The 16700-nt window shown below is 62.3% G+C and carries 15 protein-coding genes and 1 pseudogene; 4 read left to right on the top strand and 12 right to left on the bottom strand.

Annotation, left to right across the window (positions count from 1 at the left end):
• Window positions 1-5: 5 nt before the first annotated feature.
• From RhoBH5_RS07640 to RhoBH5_RS07680, 9 genes and pseudogenes are all read right to left on the bottom strand, one after another.
• Window positions 6-804 (bottom strand): annotated as a pseudogene (locus RhoBH5_RS07640) (crotonase/enoyl-CoA hydratase family protein).
• A gap of 65 nt (window positions 805-869) precedes the next feature.
• A complete protein-coding gene (locus RhoBH5_RS07645; protein ID WP_270008121.1) occupies window positions 870-1874 on the bottom strand; it encodes an LLM class F420-dependent oxidoreductase in 1005 nt (334 codons plus the stop codon).
• The gene (locus RhoBH5_RS07650) at window positions 1855-2256 is read right to left on the bottom strand and encodes a nuclear transport factor 2 family protein (protein ID WP_021345212.1); all 402 of its coding nucleotides are present in this window, start codon (window positions 2254-2256) and stop codon (window positions 1855-1857) included. The genes RhoBH5_RS07645 and RhoBH5_RS07650 overlap by 20 nt, the downstream gene beginning before the upstream one ends.
• Window positions 2253-3974 (bottom strand): class I adenylate-forming enzyme family protein, encoded by a 1722-nt coding sequence (locus RhoBH5_RS07655; protein ID WP_030534908.1) that lies wholly within the window; start codon window positions 3972-3974, stop codon window positions 2253-2255. The genes RhoBH5_RS07650 and RhoBH5_RS07655 overlap by 4 nt, the downstream gene beginning before the upstream one ends.
• Window positions 3975-3987: 13 nt before the next feature.
• Complete coding sequence (locus tag RhoBH5_RS07660; RefSeq protein WP_003939841.1) at window positions 3988-5271, bottom strand: ABC transporter substrate-binding protein; 1284 nt, start codon at window positions 5269-5271, stop codon at window positions 3988-3990.
• A 58-nt stretch (window positions 5272-5329) separates the two neighbouring features.
• The gene (locus RhoBH5_RS07665; RefSeq protein ID WP_030534909.1) at window positions 5330-6418 is read right to left on the bottom strand and encodes a branched-chain amino acid ABC transporter permease; all 1089 of its coding nucleotides are present in this window, start codon (window positions 6416-6418) and stop codon (window positions 5330-5332) included.
• Complete coding sequence (locus tag RhoBH5_RS07670; protein WP_003940241.1) at window positions 6415-7311, bottom strand: branched-chain amino acid ABC transporter permease; 897 nt, start codon at window positions 7309-7311, stop codon at window positions 6415-6417. Before RhoBH5_RS07670 ends, RhoBH5_RS07665 begins: the two co-directional genes overlap by 4 nt.
• A 3-nt stretch (window positions 7312-7314) precedes the next feature.
• Window positions 7315-8028: an ABC transporter ATP-binding protein gene (locus RhoBH5_RS07675; RefSeq protein WP_003939931.1), complete on the bottom strand. Its 714-nt coding sequence runs from the start codon at window positions 8026-8028 to the stop codon at window positions 7315-7317.
• On the bottom strand, window positions 8025-8828 hold the full coding sequence (locus RhoBH5_RS07680; protein ID WP_021345217.1) for an ABC transporter ATP-binding protein: 804 nt from the start codon (window positions 8826-8828) through the stop codon (window positions 8025-8027). Before RhoBH5_RS07680 ends, RhoBH5_RS07675 begins: the two co-directional genes overlap by 4 nt.
• A gap of 114 nt (window positions 8829-8942) precedes the next feature.
• Between RhoBH5_RS07680 and RhoBH5_RS07685 the strand changes: the two genes are divergently transcribed.
• Genes RhoBH5_RS07685 through RhoBH5_RS07700 form a run of 4 tightly spaced genes read left to right on the top strand, consistent with a single transcriptional unit; the run spans window position 8943 to window position 12989 of the window.
• Entirely contained in the window at window positions 8943-9530 is a 588-nt protein-coding gene (locus tag RhoBH5_RS07685) for a nuclear transport factor 2 family protein (RefSeq protein ID WP_064111724.1), read from the top strand.
• Entirely contained in the window at window positions 9527-10297 is a 771-nt protein-coding gene (locus RhoBH5_RS07690; RefSeq protein ID WP_003940078.1) for an SDR family oxidoreductase, read from the top strand. Before RhoBH5_RS07685 ends, RhoBH5_RS07690 begins: the two co-directional genes overlap by 4 nt.
• Complete coding sequence (locus RhoBH5_RS07695) at window positions 10294-11349, top strand: NAD(P)H-dependent amine dehydrogenase family protein (protein ID WP_073512710.1); 1056 nt, start codon at window positions 10294-10296, stop codon at window positions 11347-11349. Before RhoBH5_RS07690 ends, RhoBH5_RS07695 begins: the two co-directional genes overlap by 4 nt.
• Window positions 11346-12989, top strand: a complete 1644-nt coding sequence (locus tag RhoBH5_RS07700) for a long-chain-fatty-acid--CoA ligase (protein WP_270008122.1) — start codon at window positions 11346-11348, stop codon at window positions 12987-12989. The genes RhoBH5_RS07695 and RhoBH5_RS07700 overlap by 4 nt, the downstream gene beginning before the upstream one ends.
• Before the next feature lie 74 nt (window positions 12990-13063).
• Here the strand turns inward: RhoBH5_RS07700 and RhoBH5_RS07705 are convergent, their stop codons facing one another.
• From RhoBH5_RS07705 to RhoBH5_RS07715, 3 genes are read right to left on the bottom strand one after another with little or no spacing between them, the layout of a single operon-like run.
• Complete coding sequence (locus RhoBH5_RS07705; RefSeq protein ID WP_054827291.1) at window positions 13064-13795, bottom strand: hypothetical protein; 732 nt, start codon at window positions 13793-13795, stop codon at window positions 13064-13066.
• A complete protein-coding gene (locus tag RhoBH5_RS07710; RefSeq protein ID WP_054827292.1) occupies window positions 13792-15309 on the bottom strand; it encodes a carotenoid oxygenase family protein in 1518 nt (505 codons plus the stop codon). The genes RhoBH5_RS07705 and RhoBH5_RS07710 overlap by 4 nt, the downstream gene beginning before the upstream one ends.
• Window positions 15310-15352: 43 nt before the next feature.
• The gene (locus RhoBH5_RS07715) at window positions 15353-16585 is read right to left on the bottom strand and encodes an acetyl-CoA acetyltransferase (protein WP_073512708.1); all 1233 of its coding nucleotides are present in this window, start codon (window positions 16583-16585) and stop codon (window positions 15353-15355) included.
• Window positions 16586-16700 lie beyond the last annotated feature (115 nt).

The following is a 16700-nucleotide window of genomic DNA, read 5'->3' on the forward strand; positions in this document are numbered from 1 at the left end:
GTTTGTCAGCCGAACTTTCGAAAGGCGAACTCCGGCAACTTCTTCGCAGCATTCGCTGTGCGCACGATCTTGTGGTTCTTGCCTCGCATCAGCGCCAGTTGGATCCGCGATTCGATCCAGAACGCGCCGCGAGGCGAGCGGTTCCAGGTCTTGTGCAGCAACGTCTTCGTCGCTGCGACGGCGTCCGGCGAGCGAACCGCGATCTGCGACAGCAGTTCCTGCGCCGGCTTGATCGGATTGTCGCTGACTCCGCTCACGAACCCCCACTCGAGAGCCTGATTTCCGTCGAACAGTTCAGCAGTCATGGCGAGGCGTTTCACGACGTCCATTGCCGCGAGTTCGCGCATCGTGACCGTTCCGGTCATGTCGGGGATCAATCCCCACTTCGCCTCCATCACCGAGAACGTGCAATCGGGGGTGGTGAATCGAAAGTCTGCGGCGAGCGCCAATTGCAGTCCCCCACCGAAGCAGTGCCCGTGAACGACCGCGATGACCGGCACGGGCAATTCGCGCCACACCCAGCACGCGCGTTGAAAGAGGTTGGTCTTCTGACCGGGAAATTTCGCGAAGGCCTTCGCCATGCGCCTCGGTTGCTTACCCGCAGAGGCGAAGTCCAACCCGGCCGAGAACGCGTCACCCGCGCCTTGAAGAATCACGCCCCGGATCGAACGATCAGCTTCGATAGTTCGAGCGGCGTCCACCAGGGCGTCGAGCGTCCAGATCGAGACCGTTGAGTTTCTCCGGTCGGCTGAGCGTCACGTACGCCACCGACTGCACTACCTCGACACGAACGCGATCACTCACGGCTACTCCTTCGGTTAGACATACCCCCGACGAACTTACCTGAGAGTAAGTTCGTCGGGGGTCCGTCATGCCATCTCCGCAAGAAGTTCCATGGTCACTTTGCCGGCAGGATCCGAATCAGTGGATGAAGGCACGGCCACGACGGAGTCCACTCCCGCCGCTCGGTACGCCTCGAGTTGCTCGCGGGCATCGGCCGGAGTCCCGACGATTCCCACCGTTGCCACCATCGCGTCCGAGACCTGGCTCAAGAGCTCGCGCGGCGCGGCCCCGGCCCTGGCTGCCTCGATCACATCAGCGAAGCCCGCGCGGACGAACATGTCCGAGTACCCCGGAGCAGCCAGATACGGTACGAGCCCGCGTCGAAGTTGATCGATCGACACCTGTGACGGTCCATTCTCGGCGACGGCAGCCGGTGCCCACACCGACACGAAAGGCATGCCGGTTTCCAACTCGGCAGCGATTTCCTTGCACCGTGTGATCAGGCGCCCCGCTTGCTCCGGGCTGACCAGATTGAGCACCAGTTCGTCGCCCAACTCCACCGCGGCCCGAAGCGCCTTGTCCCCGAATGCCGCAACGATCAGCCGCCCACCTGGCGGCTGAAGTCGCAGCCGATATCCGCTGGTCCGCATCACCGTTCCGGCGACTTCGCCCCGTTCACCGTCCATCAGCGCTCGTACACCGCGGGCGGACTCCGCGAGCGCCCGAGCTGCCCCGGACCTGCTTCGTCCATGCCATTTTTCGACCACGACAGTGCTGGACGTACCCAAGGCGATCGACACGTGGCGCCCGGTGAGATCGGCCACCGACGCCGCCCCGATCGCGATCATCGCCGGATCACGAACCGTCACCGCGACTGGGCCGACCACCAGTTCGGAGTACTCGAAGCCGACGCCGACCGACGTCGCCAGCGCAAAGGCGTCGTACGTCGCCATCTCCCCCACCCACACTCGGCCGAACCCCAGTTTGTCGGCGAGGCGCGCGGTAGTGGTCACCTCCCGCGGCGGACGGTCCTGCCACAACCCCAGGGAGATGTCGATGGTCGGCAAACCTCTACTCGAAGTCGGAGACAAGACCCATTCCCTCCAACAGTGTCGGACGGTCGTAGTACTCGAGCCACTCGGTGATCCGTCCGTCTGCCATGCTGAGGATTCCGACAACAGGAACGACGCCATGGGTACCGTCGAAGTGGAAGTCGTCCACTCGCTGCACAAATACCCTTCCGTCGATCACGCCGAGAGACTCGATCTTCAGTGTGATCCGTTCACACTTGCTTGCCAGTAACGCAATTCGGCCCGCAACGGCCTCCTTGCCGACAAGAGGTTCCTGCATGACGCTGTGGAGCACACCGTCTTCGGCGAACAGGTCGACGACGCGTGTCCAGTCCATGACGTCCCACGCCTGGAACATCTCACGCGCCAACGCAAGCTTGTCACTGTCGTTCATCACACTCATGCCACACTCTTCTGTCGAAGCTCACGCTTGAGGATCTTTCCGGTCGAATTGCGCGGCAGTTCTTTCCGAATCTCCAGCCGCTCGGGAAGTTTGTACGACGCGATGCGCTTGTCCTTCAGGAACGCGACCAGAGCGTCCAGCTCGAGTTCCGTCTCGGGCCGCAGCGTGACCACTGCTGCGACGCGCTCACCGAGTACTTCGTCGGGGTCGCCGATGACGGCCACGTCCGCAACGGCCGGATGCTCGGCGATCAATCCCTCCAGTTCGGCTGGGGCGATGTTCATTCCGCCGCGGATCACGAGGTCCTTCCCCCGGTCCAGGTAGCGGAGAAACTGCCCGTGATCACCGGCAATCTCGAAGATGTCTCCGGTGCAGAGGAATCCGCGCTCGTCGAACGGAGACGGCCGATCGCCGAGATAGCCGGCAAAGACCGTCGGTCCGCTGATTCGCAACTCACCCGGGTGCCCGACTTCGGTGATGTCCTCGCCGGTGACCACGTCGACCAAGCGCACGTCCATCCAGTCGGAGATTCTGGTGCTCCAGCGAAAGTTCTCGACACCGAAGCGGGGGAAGTACCGTGCGCGGTCGTCCGGATCCGGCATGTCCGCAGGCGAGGAGAGCAGACTGATGCCTTCGTTGGATCCGAAGAAGTTGATGACTCCGATTCCGTATCGCTCCTGCCATCCCCGGACCATCGGAGGTTGCAGTGGCACCGAACCCGAACCGATCCGAGTCAAGCTCGACAGGTCGACCGCCGCGAGCATCGACTCGTCGGCGAGCAGCATCCACAACAGCGCAGGCGGCGCTACCGTGTACGTCACGCGCTCGGCCTCGATCTGCCCGAGGAAAACTCGAAGATCGAACGGGTGGTGCTGTACCAGTACACATCCCGTGCGGAGCCACGGCAGGAACATTCCGTTGATTCCGGCCATGTTGACCATCGGGAACGGGTTCAGCAAGACGTCGCCGACGCCGATGTCGGGAGCGTCGATCGTGGCCCAGCAGATGGCCAGCCACTCGTAGTGCGAACGTGGGACCCCCTTCGGTTCGCTTTCGGTCCCGGAGGTCCAACAGATCGTCATCGCATCGTTGGGGTCGTTGGGATCTTCGGTGATTCGGACATCCAATTCACTGCGCTGTGTTTCGGTGGCCGCCCGAGGACTCAGCCCCACGACACCGGCCGGCAACTGGGCCGGAAGCTCGGATGCGGGAGCGTAGGCGAACACCGATCTCAGAGAGGGAATCCGGGATCTGATTGCAGCGATCTCCGTAGCAGGGAGTCTGTCACCAAAACTGGGTACGGTGACAAATGCTGCAAACGCCGCCTGGTTTGCCATTCCTTCCACTTCACGTTCGCGGTACTGCATGGGCAATGGCGAGACCACGATCCCCAGAGACCACGCTGCAAGGTAGACCTCGACCAATTCGACGGTATTGGGCATCTGCACGCCCAGAACATCTCCCCGGCCCAAACCCACCTCGGAGAAGCCGGCAGCGAGCGCGATGACTTCGCTCTCCAGTTGGTTCCAACTGAGGCGTCGCGGATCTCCGCCGGACAACTCGCTCCGGTTCGCCGGATCAACCACGGCAAGTTCGTCACCGCGTACCCGCACCTGCGCCCGGAACACCTGATCGATCGTCTCGTCGGACCACCACCCCTTCGAGGTGTATTCGTCCACCTTGACGCGAGGGTGTAATCCCCTGTGTGCCTTGTTCATTCGCGTACTCGTTTCAGTTCTCGTAACGGCCGGAAATGTCGATCACGTCGCCTTGCTTCTCGAACGCCTGGGTAGCGGCGTTCCACTCGAACGGCTGGAATGCCAGGATTCCCAATGCATGGTCCGCGGTCATCGTGAATTTGATTCCGTCGATGAACATCGGCGGGTGGTAGTCCTGCGTTCGTGCGGCACTCATGATGCTGGCGCGTGAGAGTCCGTCGGATGACTCAGAGGCCCGAGTGAAGTTGTCCACCAACAGGTCACCGATGGCCCAGCCGTTCACGGTGTAGCTGTTGGTCGGGGAATCGGCACCGTGAGCAGCCGCACCGGCCAGGTAGTCACGTACCGCCGCGTCATCCTTGTAGAGGGCGTTGTTGGGATCCTTGAGCCACACCATCACCTGCTGCCCGTCGGCAGCATCACCGGCGGGCGCATACAGCGTCGCACCGTCGACGCAGTTCGACGGTTGAATCACGGTGTCGGGCTTCCATCCGACACGTCCGATCGCCTGGGTGATCGCGAGGCAATCGGTGGTGACACCGGCCACCACCAATACCTCGGCGCCACTGGCTTTGAGGGTCGATGCCGCCGTCTTGGGGTCGGTCAGCGCCTCTTCGGCTGCGATCTCGAAGTTCGTTCCTTCGATCGCGGACTTGAAGCCGTTGGCGATCCCTTGTCCGGACTCGGTCTGGTTCGTGGCCAAGGCAACCTTGGCGCCGCTCGGATACTTCTTCTTCAGGCTTTCGACCACTACCTCCATCTCGACGCCCGGATCCGGTAGATACTCCGTGGTCCACGGAAAGTCTTCGATCACCCGGAACTCGGGCATGCCTGCCTGCGCGAAGAGCAGTGGAACACAGGCAGTGGTCTGGTCGTCCGCGATGGCGTTCAACTGGCCTGCTCCGAACGTGCCCAGAACGTCGACCTTGTCCTTCTGAATGAACTCTCCGACATTGGCTTTGGCGCGCTCCGGGGAGAAGGCATCGTCCTTGACCACGACGTCGAGCTTGACGCCGCCGACGCCGCCGGCCGCGTTCTCGACCTCGAACCGTGCTCGCATTCCTTCGATCACGTTGCCGACCGCGTCGGCGAGCGGGCCGGACGTCGGCCCACTCCACCCCACCGTGAGTTTGTCGGTGATCGGCGCCGCGGCACCACTGGGATCGCTGCAGTCGTCGACCGATACTGCTCCGGCCGAGGTCGACGTGTTGCTCTCTGCGTCGGAGTTACCTCCGCAGGCCGAAAGGAGTAGTGCCGCAGCGGCGATGACTGCGGGAATCGTGGTCTGCCTTTTCATATCGTCCAGTTCCTTGCTGTGAGTTGAGAGAAACGAGAGTGGGCGAGGGAGACGGCGCTCAGGTGCGGGGTTCACCTTCGCGATACTTGGGATGATCTGCGGGAACCACCAGGACAAACCGTCGGAGAACGCTGTTGATCCGGCCGACGATTCCGTCCGGCATTAAGAACACGATCGCGATCAGCACCGCGCCGAACACCACTCCCGACACGGGGCCGTCGGTGACGCTTCCGGTGTAGTACGGCAGGAACACCACTGCCGTAGCCCCGACGATCGGGCCGAATTGCGTTGCGATTCCGCCCAACACCAGTCCGGTGATGAACTCGATCGACTTCATCAACGAAAAGGACTCGGGTGAGAGCGCGCCGATGTACATCGTGAACAGCGAACCTGCCAGACCGGTGATCGCGCCGGAAAGTCCGAAAGCGAGAATCTTGACCCGCGCGACGTTGATGCCGTTTGCACTCGCCGCAATCTCGTTGTCGCGCACCGCAACCATTGCCAGACCGAATCGACTCTTGACGAGATTGCGGATCAGGAGCATGACCACTGCCAGCGTCACTACCGAAACCCAGAAGATCCAGAGATAGGTGTCCGCGCGGGTCAAACCCGTCCATTTCGGCGGGACCAGAAGATTCGCACGAACGACCATGCCGGCCGCGCCACCGGTGAGATCCCCGGTCTTGCGGATCACTTCGGGAAACGCCACAGCGACGGCGAGGGTAACGAGGGCCAGATACAGCCCTTTGATCCGCAAGGAGGGAAGCCCGACGAGAAGTCCTAGTACGAAACACAATACGACTGCCATCGGGATTGTGGTCAACGGCGAGTATCCGCGATCGACGATCAGAACGCCGGTCGTGTACGCGCCGAGGCCGAAGAAGGCAGAATGGCCGATCGACAGAAGTCCGGTGTACCCGCTGACGATATTCAGTCCGGCGATGGCAATCGCGATGATGAAGACACTCGTGAACTGCCCTACGCGAAACGGCGCGCTCTGCGACACGAGGAGCAGGGCACAGACGGCAGCCACCAGCAGAACCAGTTGGAGTATCCGGTACGACGTCGATCCGGCAACCACCACGCGAGGCTGCCTGACTGCCTTTTCGGCGACCGCGGGTTCATTTCTCTCGGCAAGCGTCGTCATACCCGCTCCAGTTTCTTGGTACCGAACAGTCCATTGGGTCTGACGAAGAGGATCACCACGATGATCAGTAGCGCGGATGTCTGCTGCAGCGAACCGCCGATGACCGAAATGTAGCCGCTGAGCATCGATTCCAGAACACCGATCGTCAACCCACCCACAACTGCGCCGACAAGACTGTCCAGACCGCCGAACAGCGCTGCCGCAGATGCTGCGATGAAGATCGGGAACATGGTCGTGAGGCCGAGTTGTTGCGGCGAGAGCGGAGTGACCAGGACACCGGCCAGTGCGCCGATCGCTGCCGCAACACCCCAGCCGATTGCGAGTATCCGGCTGGTCGGAACTCCGGCGAGAGTGGCAGATTCGGCATTGTCCGCGACGGCACGCATGTGCAGACCGACTCTCGTCTTGCGAAAGAGCAAGGACATCAACACAAGTAGGACAACGAGCGCAACCAGTACGCCCAGTGCGTCGCCGTACACGCGCGCGCCGCCCACTGAGATGTAGTCGGTGGGACCGTTGGGAAACGGGCTCGGCATGATCTTCGTTTCGCTCCCCCACAGCATTCCGGCCAACGAGTTGAGCCCGGTGAACAATCCCAGTGCCACTATCAGCACTGCCATGTCACTTCTACGTTGAACCGGCCGGATGAGCAGACGCTCCATCAACGCCCCGAGCAGGAAGCCGAGAGCGAGAGCCGCTCCGATCGCGGCCCAGATCGGCCAGGACATCGTTGTGAGCCACCACGCCACGAAGGTTGTGAACAGGGCCAACTCGCCCTGAGCGAAGTTGATCGTGCCGGTGGCACGGAACACCACCACGAGTGCCAGCGCGAGAATTGCGTAGATCGAGCCGTTGGTCAATCCGGAGATGAGTCGTTCGAGAAAGAGTGTCACCGTTTACTCCTGGTACCCGAGATAGGCGCTGCGCACGACGTCGTCCGAACGAAATTCCTCGGGCGTGCCGGCAGCGACGATGGTGCCTACGTCGAGCAGGAAGACCTTCGACGCGAGTTTCATCGCGAGATCGGCATTCTGTTCCACGATCAGCAATGCAGTTCCGTCGCTCCGGTTGATCGCACCGAGCGTGTCGAACAATTCGGCGATGACGATGGGCGCCAGACCCAGGCTCGGTTCGTCGCACAAAAGCAGGGTGGGACGGCTCATCAATGCCCGCGCGACCGCGAGCATCTGCTGTTCACCGCCTGACAGCGAACCTGCCAACTGTGTGGACCTCCTCGCGAGCACCGGAAATGTCTCACACCACCGCTCGATGTCGGCCTCGATCTCCGCCTTGTCGTTGCGAAGCGCAGCGCCGACGAGCAGGTTGTCACGTACCGACAGTTGACCGAGAGTTCCACGGCCCTGTGGGACAAGGCTGACGCCGGCGGCCACGGCGCGTTCAGGTTTGGATCCGAGCGGCGAACCGTTGAAGGTGATCGTTCCCTGGTGCGGAATCAATCCGGCAAGCGCACGCATCATGGTGGTCTTGCCGGCACCGTTCGCGCCGAGAACAACAGCGACCCCGCCGGGTTCCACGTCGAGCGAAACCCCGTGCAGTACATTGCCTCGCCCGTAACCGGCATGCAGATCATCGACGCTCAGCAGGCTCATGCCGCTCGCCCCAGATAGGCATTGATCACGGCGTCGTTCTGCTGGATCTCCGCCGGAGTACCTTCAGCGATCTTGTGGCCGAAGTTCAGTGCGACAACGTGATCGGAGATACCCAGCACCAATCCCATGTGGTGTTCGACCAGAAGCGCTCCGAAGCCGAAGTCGTCGCGGAGCGAGACGATCAGTTCTCCCAACTCCTTGACTTCGCTGTGTGTGAGCCCGCCGGCGGGCTCGTCGAGCAGAAGCAGCGAAGGCTCGGACATCAATGCTCGTGCCAGTTCGACGCGCTTGAGTGTTCCGAACGGAAGGCCTGCTGCCGGCGCGTTCGCGACGTCGACGAGTTCGAGGCGTTCGAGCAGGTACCAGGCCTTCTCTCGCAGTTCTCGGACTCGGGCGCGCGCTGGAGGCCAGCCGAGAACCCCGCTCGCCAGTCCGAAGCGGCCCCGAGACGATCCGCCGACCATGGTGTTGTCGAAGACGCTCATGCCGCTGAACAGTGCGAGATTCTGGAAGGTCCGAGCGATCCCTGCAGATGCCAATGCATAGGGCCGCAATCCCAAGAGGTCGGTTCCTTGCCAGGTGATGACACCGCGACTCGGTTCGTAAATCCTTGTGATGCAGTTGAACAGCGTGGTCTTACCAGCGCCGTTCGGCCCGATGAGTCCGCAGATCTGGCCGGCGTGGACGTCGAAGCCGACGTCGTCGAGAGCCGTGACTCCGCCGAATTCGATCGATACATCGGAGAGCGTGAGTACGACCGGGTCATTCGCAGGTTGTGCGGGTGGTGTGTTTCCAAGCATTGGTTTCACCTCCTCGTGACACTTCAATTAACAGTGTGATAGAGATTACTACAGTAAACAGAGGCACTCCGTCAACGTGCGGCCCCCGATCCGGAGCCGAGAAGGGACATCATCGTGAGGTCCAACAACATTCACGCAGTCGACAGCGGCGGGGGCCCAGACGTCAGGGACTACAGCCGGGTCGACGCTCTCGTCGCCAAGCAGGAAATCTACGAGGTTCTGGCTCGTTTCCTCCGAGCTGCCGATCGCGGCGACGTCGAGGACGCCAGGCGGTGTTATCTACCCGGCGCAACCGAAGACCACGGGGGTGTCTTCACCGGCACCGCCGACGACTACATCGACCACATCGCCGGGGCCATCACCCACCCACGGTCACTGACCACCCACGCAATGACCAACGTCTTGGTCGAACTCGACGGGGACACAGCACACGTCGAGTCCTACGTGCTTGCCTTCGCGCGAATCAAGCACTCGGACGGCATAGCCGACACACTCACCTCGGCGCGCCTGATCGACCGCTTCGGCTACGAGGACGGCAGGTGGGGAATCCGCCACCGCGCACTGCGGTGGGACTGGAACCACGACATGGCCACAGCCGAAGGCTGGATCTTCGGGATGCTCGCGCCTGAAACGTCTTTGAAGAAGAGCAAGAAATTTCCCGACGACCTCATCTACACACGGCAGACACAGGAGCACTCATGACAAGGTTTCGCGGAACGCCGATAGAGGGCGCGACTGTCCTCGTCACCGGCGCCAATCGAGGGCTCGGCTTGGCCTTCGTCCAACAGGCGAAGTCGATGGGTGCCGCCAAAATTTATGCAGGGGTGAGAAATCCCGACGAGGCGCCCGCCGAGCTGCGATCCACCGGAGCACACATCGTCGAACTCGACGTGACCGATCCAGGACTCGTCGATGCAGCGGCCCGGGCGTGCGGTGACACCACAGTGGTCGTCAACAATGCCGGACTGTTCACCGGGAATCGGTTGATCGAGGCCGACGACCAAGCGGCTGCGCGAGCCGAGATGGAGGTCAACTACTTCGGGCCTCTGACGATGATCCGCGCCTTCGCGCCGGTACTCGCCGCCCGCGGCGGAGGATCGATAGTCAACGTCCTGTCGGTGGCCGCAATCGCTCCGACCGCCTTCATGGGTGGCTATTCACCGGCCAAGGCGGCTGCTCTGTCGCTCGGCGGCATCGCTCGCGCCGAACTCGAACCGCACGGCATCACCGTCACGTCGTTGATCGTCGGCAGCGTCGACACCCGCATGGCGTCACATGTGCAGGGCCACAAGGAAAACCCTCTCGACATCGCGGCAACCGGACTCGCCGCCATGCAACGCGGCGAGTGGACGTGCGACACCGATTTCATGGCAATCGACGCGCGTGCGCGCCTGGCCCGCGATCCGATTCGGTACGAACGCGGACTGGGCAAGCTCCTCTTCGCCGGCGAACTGACCACCCGATCATGAGCGATCCGATTCGTGTTGCCCAGTGGGCGACCGGCGCCATCGGCAAGACGGCGCTACGCGGAATCATCGATCGTCCCGACCTCGAGTTGGTCGGCCTCTACGTGTACAGCGACGCCAAGGCGGGTCGAGACGCCGGTGACATCGCCAGACGAGCACCGACGGGGGTGATCGCTACACGCGACGTGGACGAGATCATCCGCTCGCGCCCACAGGTTCTCATCCACAGTCCACGGTTGCAGATTCCGTACGAACGCCACGACGACGATCTGTGCCGTCTGCTTCGCGCCGGGATCAACGTGATCACGACGGCCGGGCAGCACTTCCCCCGCGCACACGGCACCGAACGCGAGCACATGTTCGCCCAAGCATGCAAGGAAGGCGATTCGACGCTCTACGGGGTCGGCGTGAGCCCAGGTGTCATCGGCGAGCGATTGGCGTTGGCGCTGACGGGAACATCGATCGAACTCGACCGAATTACGATCGACGAGGTGCTCGACGCTCGCGGCATGCCTGACCCCGACTTCGCGTTCACCGTGATGGGAATGGGTTCGCCCCCGAAGGACCTGGACGGCACCGGGCCGTTGCCCTCGCTGTACGCGTCGCTGTACCTCGAGACCATCGCGTTCATGTGCGAGCGCCTGGGCGTCACCTACGACGAGGTCGTGTCCGATCACAGGGTCGTTCCGGCACGTACGGATCTCGACGTCGCCGCCGGACGCATCGCCGCGGGAACCGTCGGAACCACCGAATGGCGCTGGCACGCAATGGTCGACGGAAAGCAGTTCCTCACCCTCGCCATCATCTGGACCATGGAACCTGATCGCGACGAATACGCGGGACGGGACCAATGGGAAGTCCACCTCTTCGGCAAACCCGAGATCGTGATGACCGTCAACCTGGTCGAACCACAAGATCCGAACAGTCGCACGACAGCCGGTCAGTTCATCACTGCAGGCCCGGCACTACGCGCCGTCGAGCATGTACTCGCTGCTCCCGCCGGCATTTTCGAACCCCCTGTCTTTGCCCCCTTCAGATTGGAGCATTCAGCATGACAACTCAGCCGACGGACGTAGGTTCGACTGCCACCCGTGAACCTGCCACCCGTGAACCTGCCGTCCGTGAACCTTCCGTGAACGCGCTCCTGCCCGACGGTCGCCCCGTGCAGAATCTGGAAGACTTGCTACGCAGCCGGGCGATTGCCAGTCCGGAGAGCACCGCCGTCATCTCCGATGACGGGCGTACCAGTTTCCGCGAACTCGACATCGAAACAAATCGTGTCGCGAATGCACTTCTGCGCGATGGTGTTCGACCCGGCGACCGGGTGGCGTACATCGGGGCCAATGCACCGTCTTTCCTCTCCGTCCTGTACGGATCTTCGAAGATGGGCTCGATCCTGACGGCCGTCAACAATCGGCTGGCACCGGGCGAGGTCGACTACATCCTGAGCAACAGCGAGCCGACTGTTGTCGTACTCGGAGCAGGCGATGAGGGCCTCTCCGACGTCGCCGCGGCGGTCGGTAGCGTCCGGACCGTCGTCACGGTGGACGGTTCCGGAAACTCGATCTCGTGGAACGACTGGCTTTCCGGTGTCGGCGACGACGATCCGGGGTCGTCGCGCCGCCCCGACGACACAGCGCTGATCTTCTACTCGTCGGGAACCACCGGTCACCCGAAGGGAATCGAACTCACCGGCGCCAACCTCGGCCGTGCCCTCGCCACCATGTATCACCTGCTCGATCTCGACACCGACTCCGTGGCTATGTGCCCGGTTCCGTTCTTCCATGTGGCCGGACTGGGTCTCGCCCTGGTCACGACGCTCGGCGGTGGCGCTCTACTGCTCAAGACCATCGCCGGACCTCTCGAACTCGTCGCGCTGATGCAGGAGTACAAAGTCACGCATGCGGTCGCCGTTCCCGCGGTGATCAGCGTCCTGACCTCCCTTCCGGCTGTGCGCGAGGCAGATTGGAGTGCCCTGCAGTTCCTGGTCTACGGAGCCGCGCCGATGCCACTGCCCCTGTTGCAAGACGCGACCGAGGTCTTCGGGTGTAGTTTCCTGCAGGCATACGGACTCACCGAGTCGACCGGCGGCGTCACCATGCTGACCCCGGAAGATCATCGGGCGACCGACGAGTCGACCGCGCATCGGTTGAAGTCCGTCGGGCAGCCGATGTTCGGAGTGCCCATCCGCATCGTCGATCCCGTGACGCTCGAAGACGTCCCGGTCGGTACCCGCGGCGAGGTCGTCATCGGCGGCCCTCACGTCATGAAGCGTTACTGGCGTAACGAAGCAGCAACTGCGGCCACCATGTTGGACGGCGACTGGCTTCGCACCGGAGACGGCGGATCGTTCGACGAGGACGGCTATCTCTACCTCCACGACCGCCTCAAGGACATGATCGTCTCCGGCGGTGAGAACGTCTATCCGGCCGAGGTGGAGAGTGTTCTCTCCGGGCACCCCGGCATCCGCGAGGTGGCGGTAGTCGGCGTTCACTCCGATCGGTGGGGTGAGACTCCCCTTGCCGTGGTCGTTCGAGCTGCTGATTCGGATGCAACCGAAGCGGAGATCATCGAGTGGTCACGCGAGCGACTGGCTCACTTCAAGTGCCCCAGTGCGGTTCGGTTCATCGAGGAGCTGCCACGCAACGCTAGCGGGAAGCTGCTCAAGACTCGTTTGCGACAGGACTTCGCTTAAGTCCATGACACGAATTCGGGGCCGGTCGCTTCGAGCGATCGGCCCCGATTTCTGTCGTTCGATGTGAAGCACGCTCAGCGTGGGTGAATCCGGAACTCCACGCCGCCGACGATCAGCCCCGGCTCGACGGCAGACGCGCCGCTCGACGCCGCCAGATCGATTGCAGTGAGCATCGATCGCTCCCCCGGAACGAACGACACGACGCGTGATCCCAGCCTGATCGAGAGTGGTTGCGCCGAGACCGGTTCCTTTCCGAACACTTCGGCCCACAGCGTCGCCGTCCTGGCCGGATCGGGCGAGGACACGTCGACGCCGAGGATGTCGTCGACCCAGGGATCGAGGGAAACTTCCTTCTCCGTCTCATCCCAGAACCACTCGTCGGCGTCGGGAATCTCGTCGAGTTCCACGAGCAGTCCGAGATCACCGGGATGAAGTTGGACGATCCGGTGACCGTAGGCCTCGAGATCGGCCACCGTCCGAACATCGGCCGCAGCTGCACGTTCCAGATAGGGCTCGATGTTCGAAACCTGGATCGAGAGTGCATAGCCGCCCTCCCCTCCGCCCTTGCGGATCCATCTCGCCAGCGAGACCGTCTCGTCGAGCGGCGCGACGATCTCGAGAAATGCCTGCGGCCCGACGGCCAAGGTCTCGTCGGCCAAACCGATGCCTTCGAGCAGTGGATCCGCGAATCCTGGCGCCAGATTCAACGCTTCACGTAATTGTTGACCGGTCTTGTCCAGGTCTCGTGCACCGATCACCACCTGCCGCAGGATCTCCCACGTGCCCGCGTCGTGCGTGCCCGTCACAGTCCGACCGCTTCGGCGGCTGTGTCGGTACTCTGCCAGCGTCGGAGCTCGGCACCCGGCGCCCACGTCGAGTGGGTGCCACTCGAAATCCGTTCGGGAAGGCGAAGTTTGCACAACGGTCCGTCTCCGACGCGGGCAGCGTCGAAGATCAAGCAGAAGGACGCGTCCTCGTTCATGTCGGTGGTCAACGTGATGAGATAGCCGTCGTCTTCAGCGGTACCGCCCACGCGTGGTGCCATCGAGGTCTCGCTTCCATACACGCCGTCACCGAAGGAGAATCGTTCCTCGTTGCCCGTCAGCAGGTCGTGTTTGACCAAGCCGTCGAACAGGAACCACGACGGCTTACCCGAAGCCGCATAAGCGTATCGGTACTTCTCACCCGCGAAATTGCTGTTCATCATGCCGAATTCAGTGATCGAGTCACTGAGTTGCTCTTCACGCGTGGCTCCGGTGACCAGGTTCAAACGCCAGCGGTGAAGCCGGGTCTGCATGCGATCGAGAGCGAGGAAACGGAAGGCGCGCTCCCACTGATTGCCCATACCGTTGTCCGACGGTTCCGGATCACCCTGGTAGAAACCGTCCAGAACAATCTCGTCCCCCTCTTCGTAGGCGTTCACGAAGTGCAGGACATAGGTCGGATCGGCCTCGAACCACTTGATGTCAGCGGTGTTTCCGCGGCGTGGGATGACTCCGAGACGGAGCGGGATATCGGGATGGAAATTCGCGACGTGCGCGCCCTTCTCCAGCAGAACCGGATCCCAGAACAAGGGGCAGTCGTTGAGGATCGCGTAGTTCTCCGTGAAGGCCATGTCGTGCGGCAAGCGTGGACCTGGAAGCGGGACGTCGACGTAGTGGACCAACTCGTTGGCCGAGTCCACGACGCCGTAGTGCATGTACGGCGCTTCCTTGCTGTAGTTGAAGAACAGCATTTCTCCGGTCTTGTCGTCCACCTTCGGATGCGCGGACACACCCCATTCGAAGGGGAACTTGCCGTTCCAGCTTTCCTTGCCGAGTGTCTCCGCCGACATCGGATCGAGACGATACAGATCTCCGCACTGGTAGAAGCTGGTGAGAGCAGTCCCCCTGTGAACGACGACGTCGGTGCTGGACGCGTCCTTCATCCGGGTGCGCGCACCCTTGCCGCCCTCGGGGCGACTGAGTTTGGGAGACTCGGCAAGCCCGGCCCACAACGCAGCGCCGGCGTCCTGCTCGGCCGCCAAGCCGTCGGTACGTACGAATCGGTTGCGGTAGAACGACTCTCCGTCGCGAAAGCCCACGATGTGAATCATGCCGTCACCGTCGAAGGGGTGATACGCCTTCATCGAGGGATGGAGCGGATTCTCGGTGTTACGCAGGTAGACACCGTCGAGGTCTTTCGGAACCTCACCGAATACGACTTCGAGGTTGTCCGCTTTGAACTCGGTGGTCTGGGGTTGCCACGGGCCGGTGCGATACGGGTGATCGTCATCGGCGGGAAGGGTGGACAACAACTTGCCTACGATTTCGACGTCCATGGAATTCTCTTTTCGACTGATGGGGAAAGGCTGGACTGCACTTTCAGGAAACTGCGTCGACGACAAAACTGACGGTGGTGGCCGTACTTCCACCGAAGTTGAGCGTCGCAAAGCGGCTCGCACCCTCGACTTGGAAACCGCCGGCCGTTCCCGTCACCTGATGGGCCGCGTCGAGAAGCATTCGGACACCACTGGCACCCACCGGATGACCACCGCCGATCAGACCGCCGCTGGGGTTGATCGGTAGCTTGCCGCCCATGGCGATGTCACCACTCTCGATGGCTTTCCACGACTCGCCGGGTGCGGTCAGACCGATGTGGTCGATCGCGAGATACTCACTCGCCGTGAAACAATCATGTGTTTCGATCCCGTCTATCCCGGCCAGGTCGACTCCGGCCCGGGAGAAGGCACCCATCACCGCATCCCGAACGTGTGGCATCACGTAGGGATTATCGGCGTCGCGGGCCAGCTTCTGCTCGAGACCTAAACCAACAGTCCGATGACCCCAGCCCGCGATGTGGGCCAGCGGAGTCGCCGCAGCACCAGGGTGTTCACGCAGGTACTTGTCCGTCACCAGCACCACCCCGGCGCCACCGTCGGTCACCTGGCTGCAATCGAATCGTCGAACACCGCCTTCCACAACAGGATTGGTGGCGTCGTCGCCGCCTGCATTCCCGAGCAGATCGGGTACCGCCCAACCGCGTGTCTGCGCGTTGGGGTTGTTCTTCGCGTTTGCGAAGTTGATCTGCGAGATCGTGCGAAGGTGAGATTCGTCGATCCCGTAACGCCGCCCGTACTCCTTCGACACACGGTCGAACATGTACGGCCACATGAATTTTGCTTCCTGACCTTCGTGTCCGACCCAGGCTGCAGCGCCCAGATGGCCGGCCGCGTCATCACCCGGAACCGTCTTCTCCAGTTCGATACCCATCACCAGAGCCGCGTCGTAGTTGCCGGCGCGCAGGTCTGCCATCGCTGCAAGTACAGCGATACTGCCCGATGCGCACGCCGCCTCGTGCCGAGACGAGGGCACACCCCACAGGTCTGGATGCACGGTGGCGGGCATCGCGCCCAGCTGACCTTGGCCGGCAAACAATTGACCGAAGGCATTACCGACGTGGATCACCTCGATGTCGGTGGCAGGAACCTTCGCCGCGTCCAGGGTGTGGTTCACCACCTCTTCGGCAAGGTTCGCGAAATCGAGTTCCTCACGGGTGAAGTTCCGTGCGAAGTCGGATTGGTACCCGCCGAGAATCCAAATGTTCGAAACAGTCATGACCTCTCCCCTTGCCGATCCGGCCTCGGTGACGTCACCGAGATACCCGCGCAACGGCGGTTGTAATTTCACCGCAACCGTACTACAACTAGCAGAGTAACTCTACTAATTGAAG

Source organism: Rhodococcus sp. BH5 (assembly GCF_027583855.1).
Lineage (GTDB): Bacteria > Actinomycetota > Actinomycetes > Mycobacteriales > Mycobacteriaceae > Rhodococcus_F > Rhodococcus_F qingshengii.

Excerpts from the sequence above, each read along its gene's own strand:
- RhoBH5_RS07650 (WP_021345212.1), bottom strand. The coding sequence starts at position 2,256 with ATGAGTGTGATGAACGACAGTGACAAGCTTGCGTTGGCGCGTGAGATG.
- RhoBH5_RS07655 (WP_030534908.1), bottom strand. The coding sequence starts at position 3,974 with ATGAACAAGGCACACAGGGGATTACACCCTCGCGTCAAGGTGGACGAA.
- RhoBH5_RS07660 (WP_003939841.1), bottom strand. The coding sequence starts at position 5,271 with ATGAAAAGGCAGACCACGATTCCCGCAGTCATCGCCGCTGCGGCACTA.
- RhoBH5_RS07665 (WP_030534909.1), bottom strand. The coding sequence starts at position 6,418 with ATGACGACGCTTGCCGAGAGAAATGAACCCGCGGTCGCCGAAAAGGCA.
- RhoBH5_RS07675 (WP_003939931.1), bottom strand. The coding sequence starts at position 8,028 with ATGAGCCTGCTGAGCGTCGATGATCTGCATGCCGGTTACGGGCGAGGC.
- RhoBH5_RS07680 (WP_021345217.1), bottom strand. The coding sequence starts at position 8,828 with ATGCTTGGAAACACACCACCCGCACAACCTGCGAATGACCCGGTCGTA.
- RhoBH5_RS07690 (WP_003940078.1), top strand. The coding sequence starts at position 9,527 with ATGACAAGGTTTCGCGGAACGCCGATAGAGGGCGCGACTGTCCTCGTC.
- RhoBH5_RS07695 (WP_073512710.1), top strand. The coding sequence starts at position 10,294 with ATGAGCGATCCGATTCGTGTTGCCCAGTGGGCGACCGGCGCCATCGGC.
- RhoBH5_RS07700 (WP_270008122.1), top strand. The coding sequence starts at position 11,346 with ATGACAACTCAGCCGACGGACGTAGGTTCGACTGCCACCCGTGAACCT.
- RhoBH5_RS07710 (WP_054827292.1), bottom strand. The coding sequence starts at position 15,309 with ATGGACGTCGAAATCGTAGGCAAGTTGTTGTCCACCCTTCCCGCCGAT.
- RhoBH5_RS07715 (WP_073512708.1), bottom strand. The coding sequence starts at position 16,585 with ATGACTGTTTCGAACATTTGGATTCTCGGCGGGTACCAATCCGACTTC.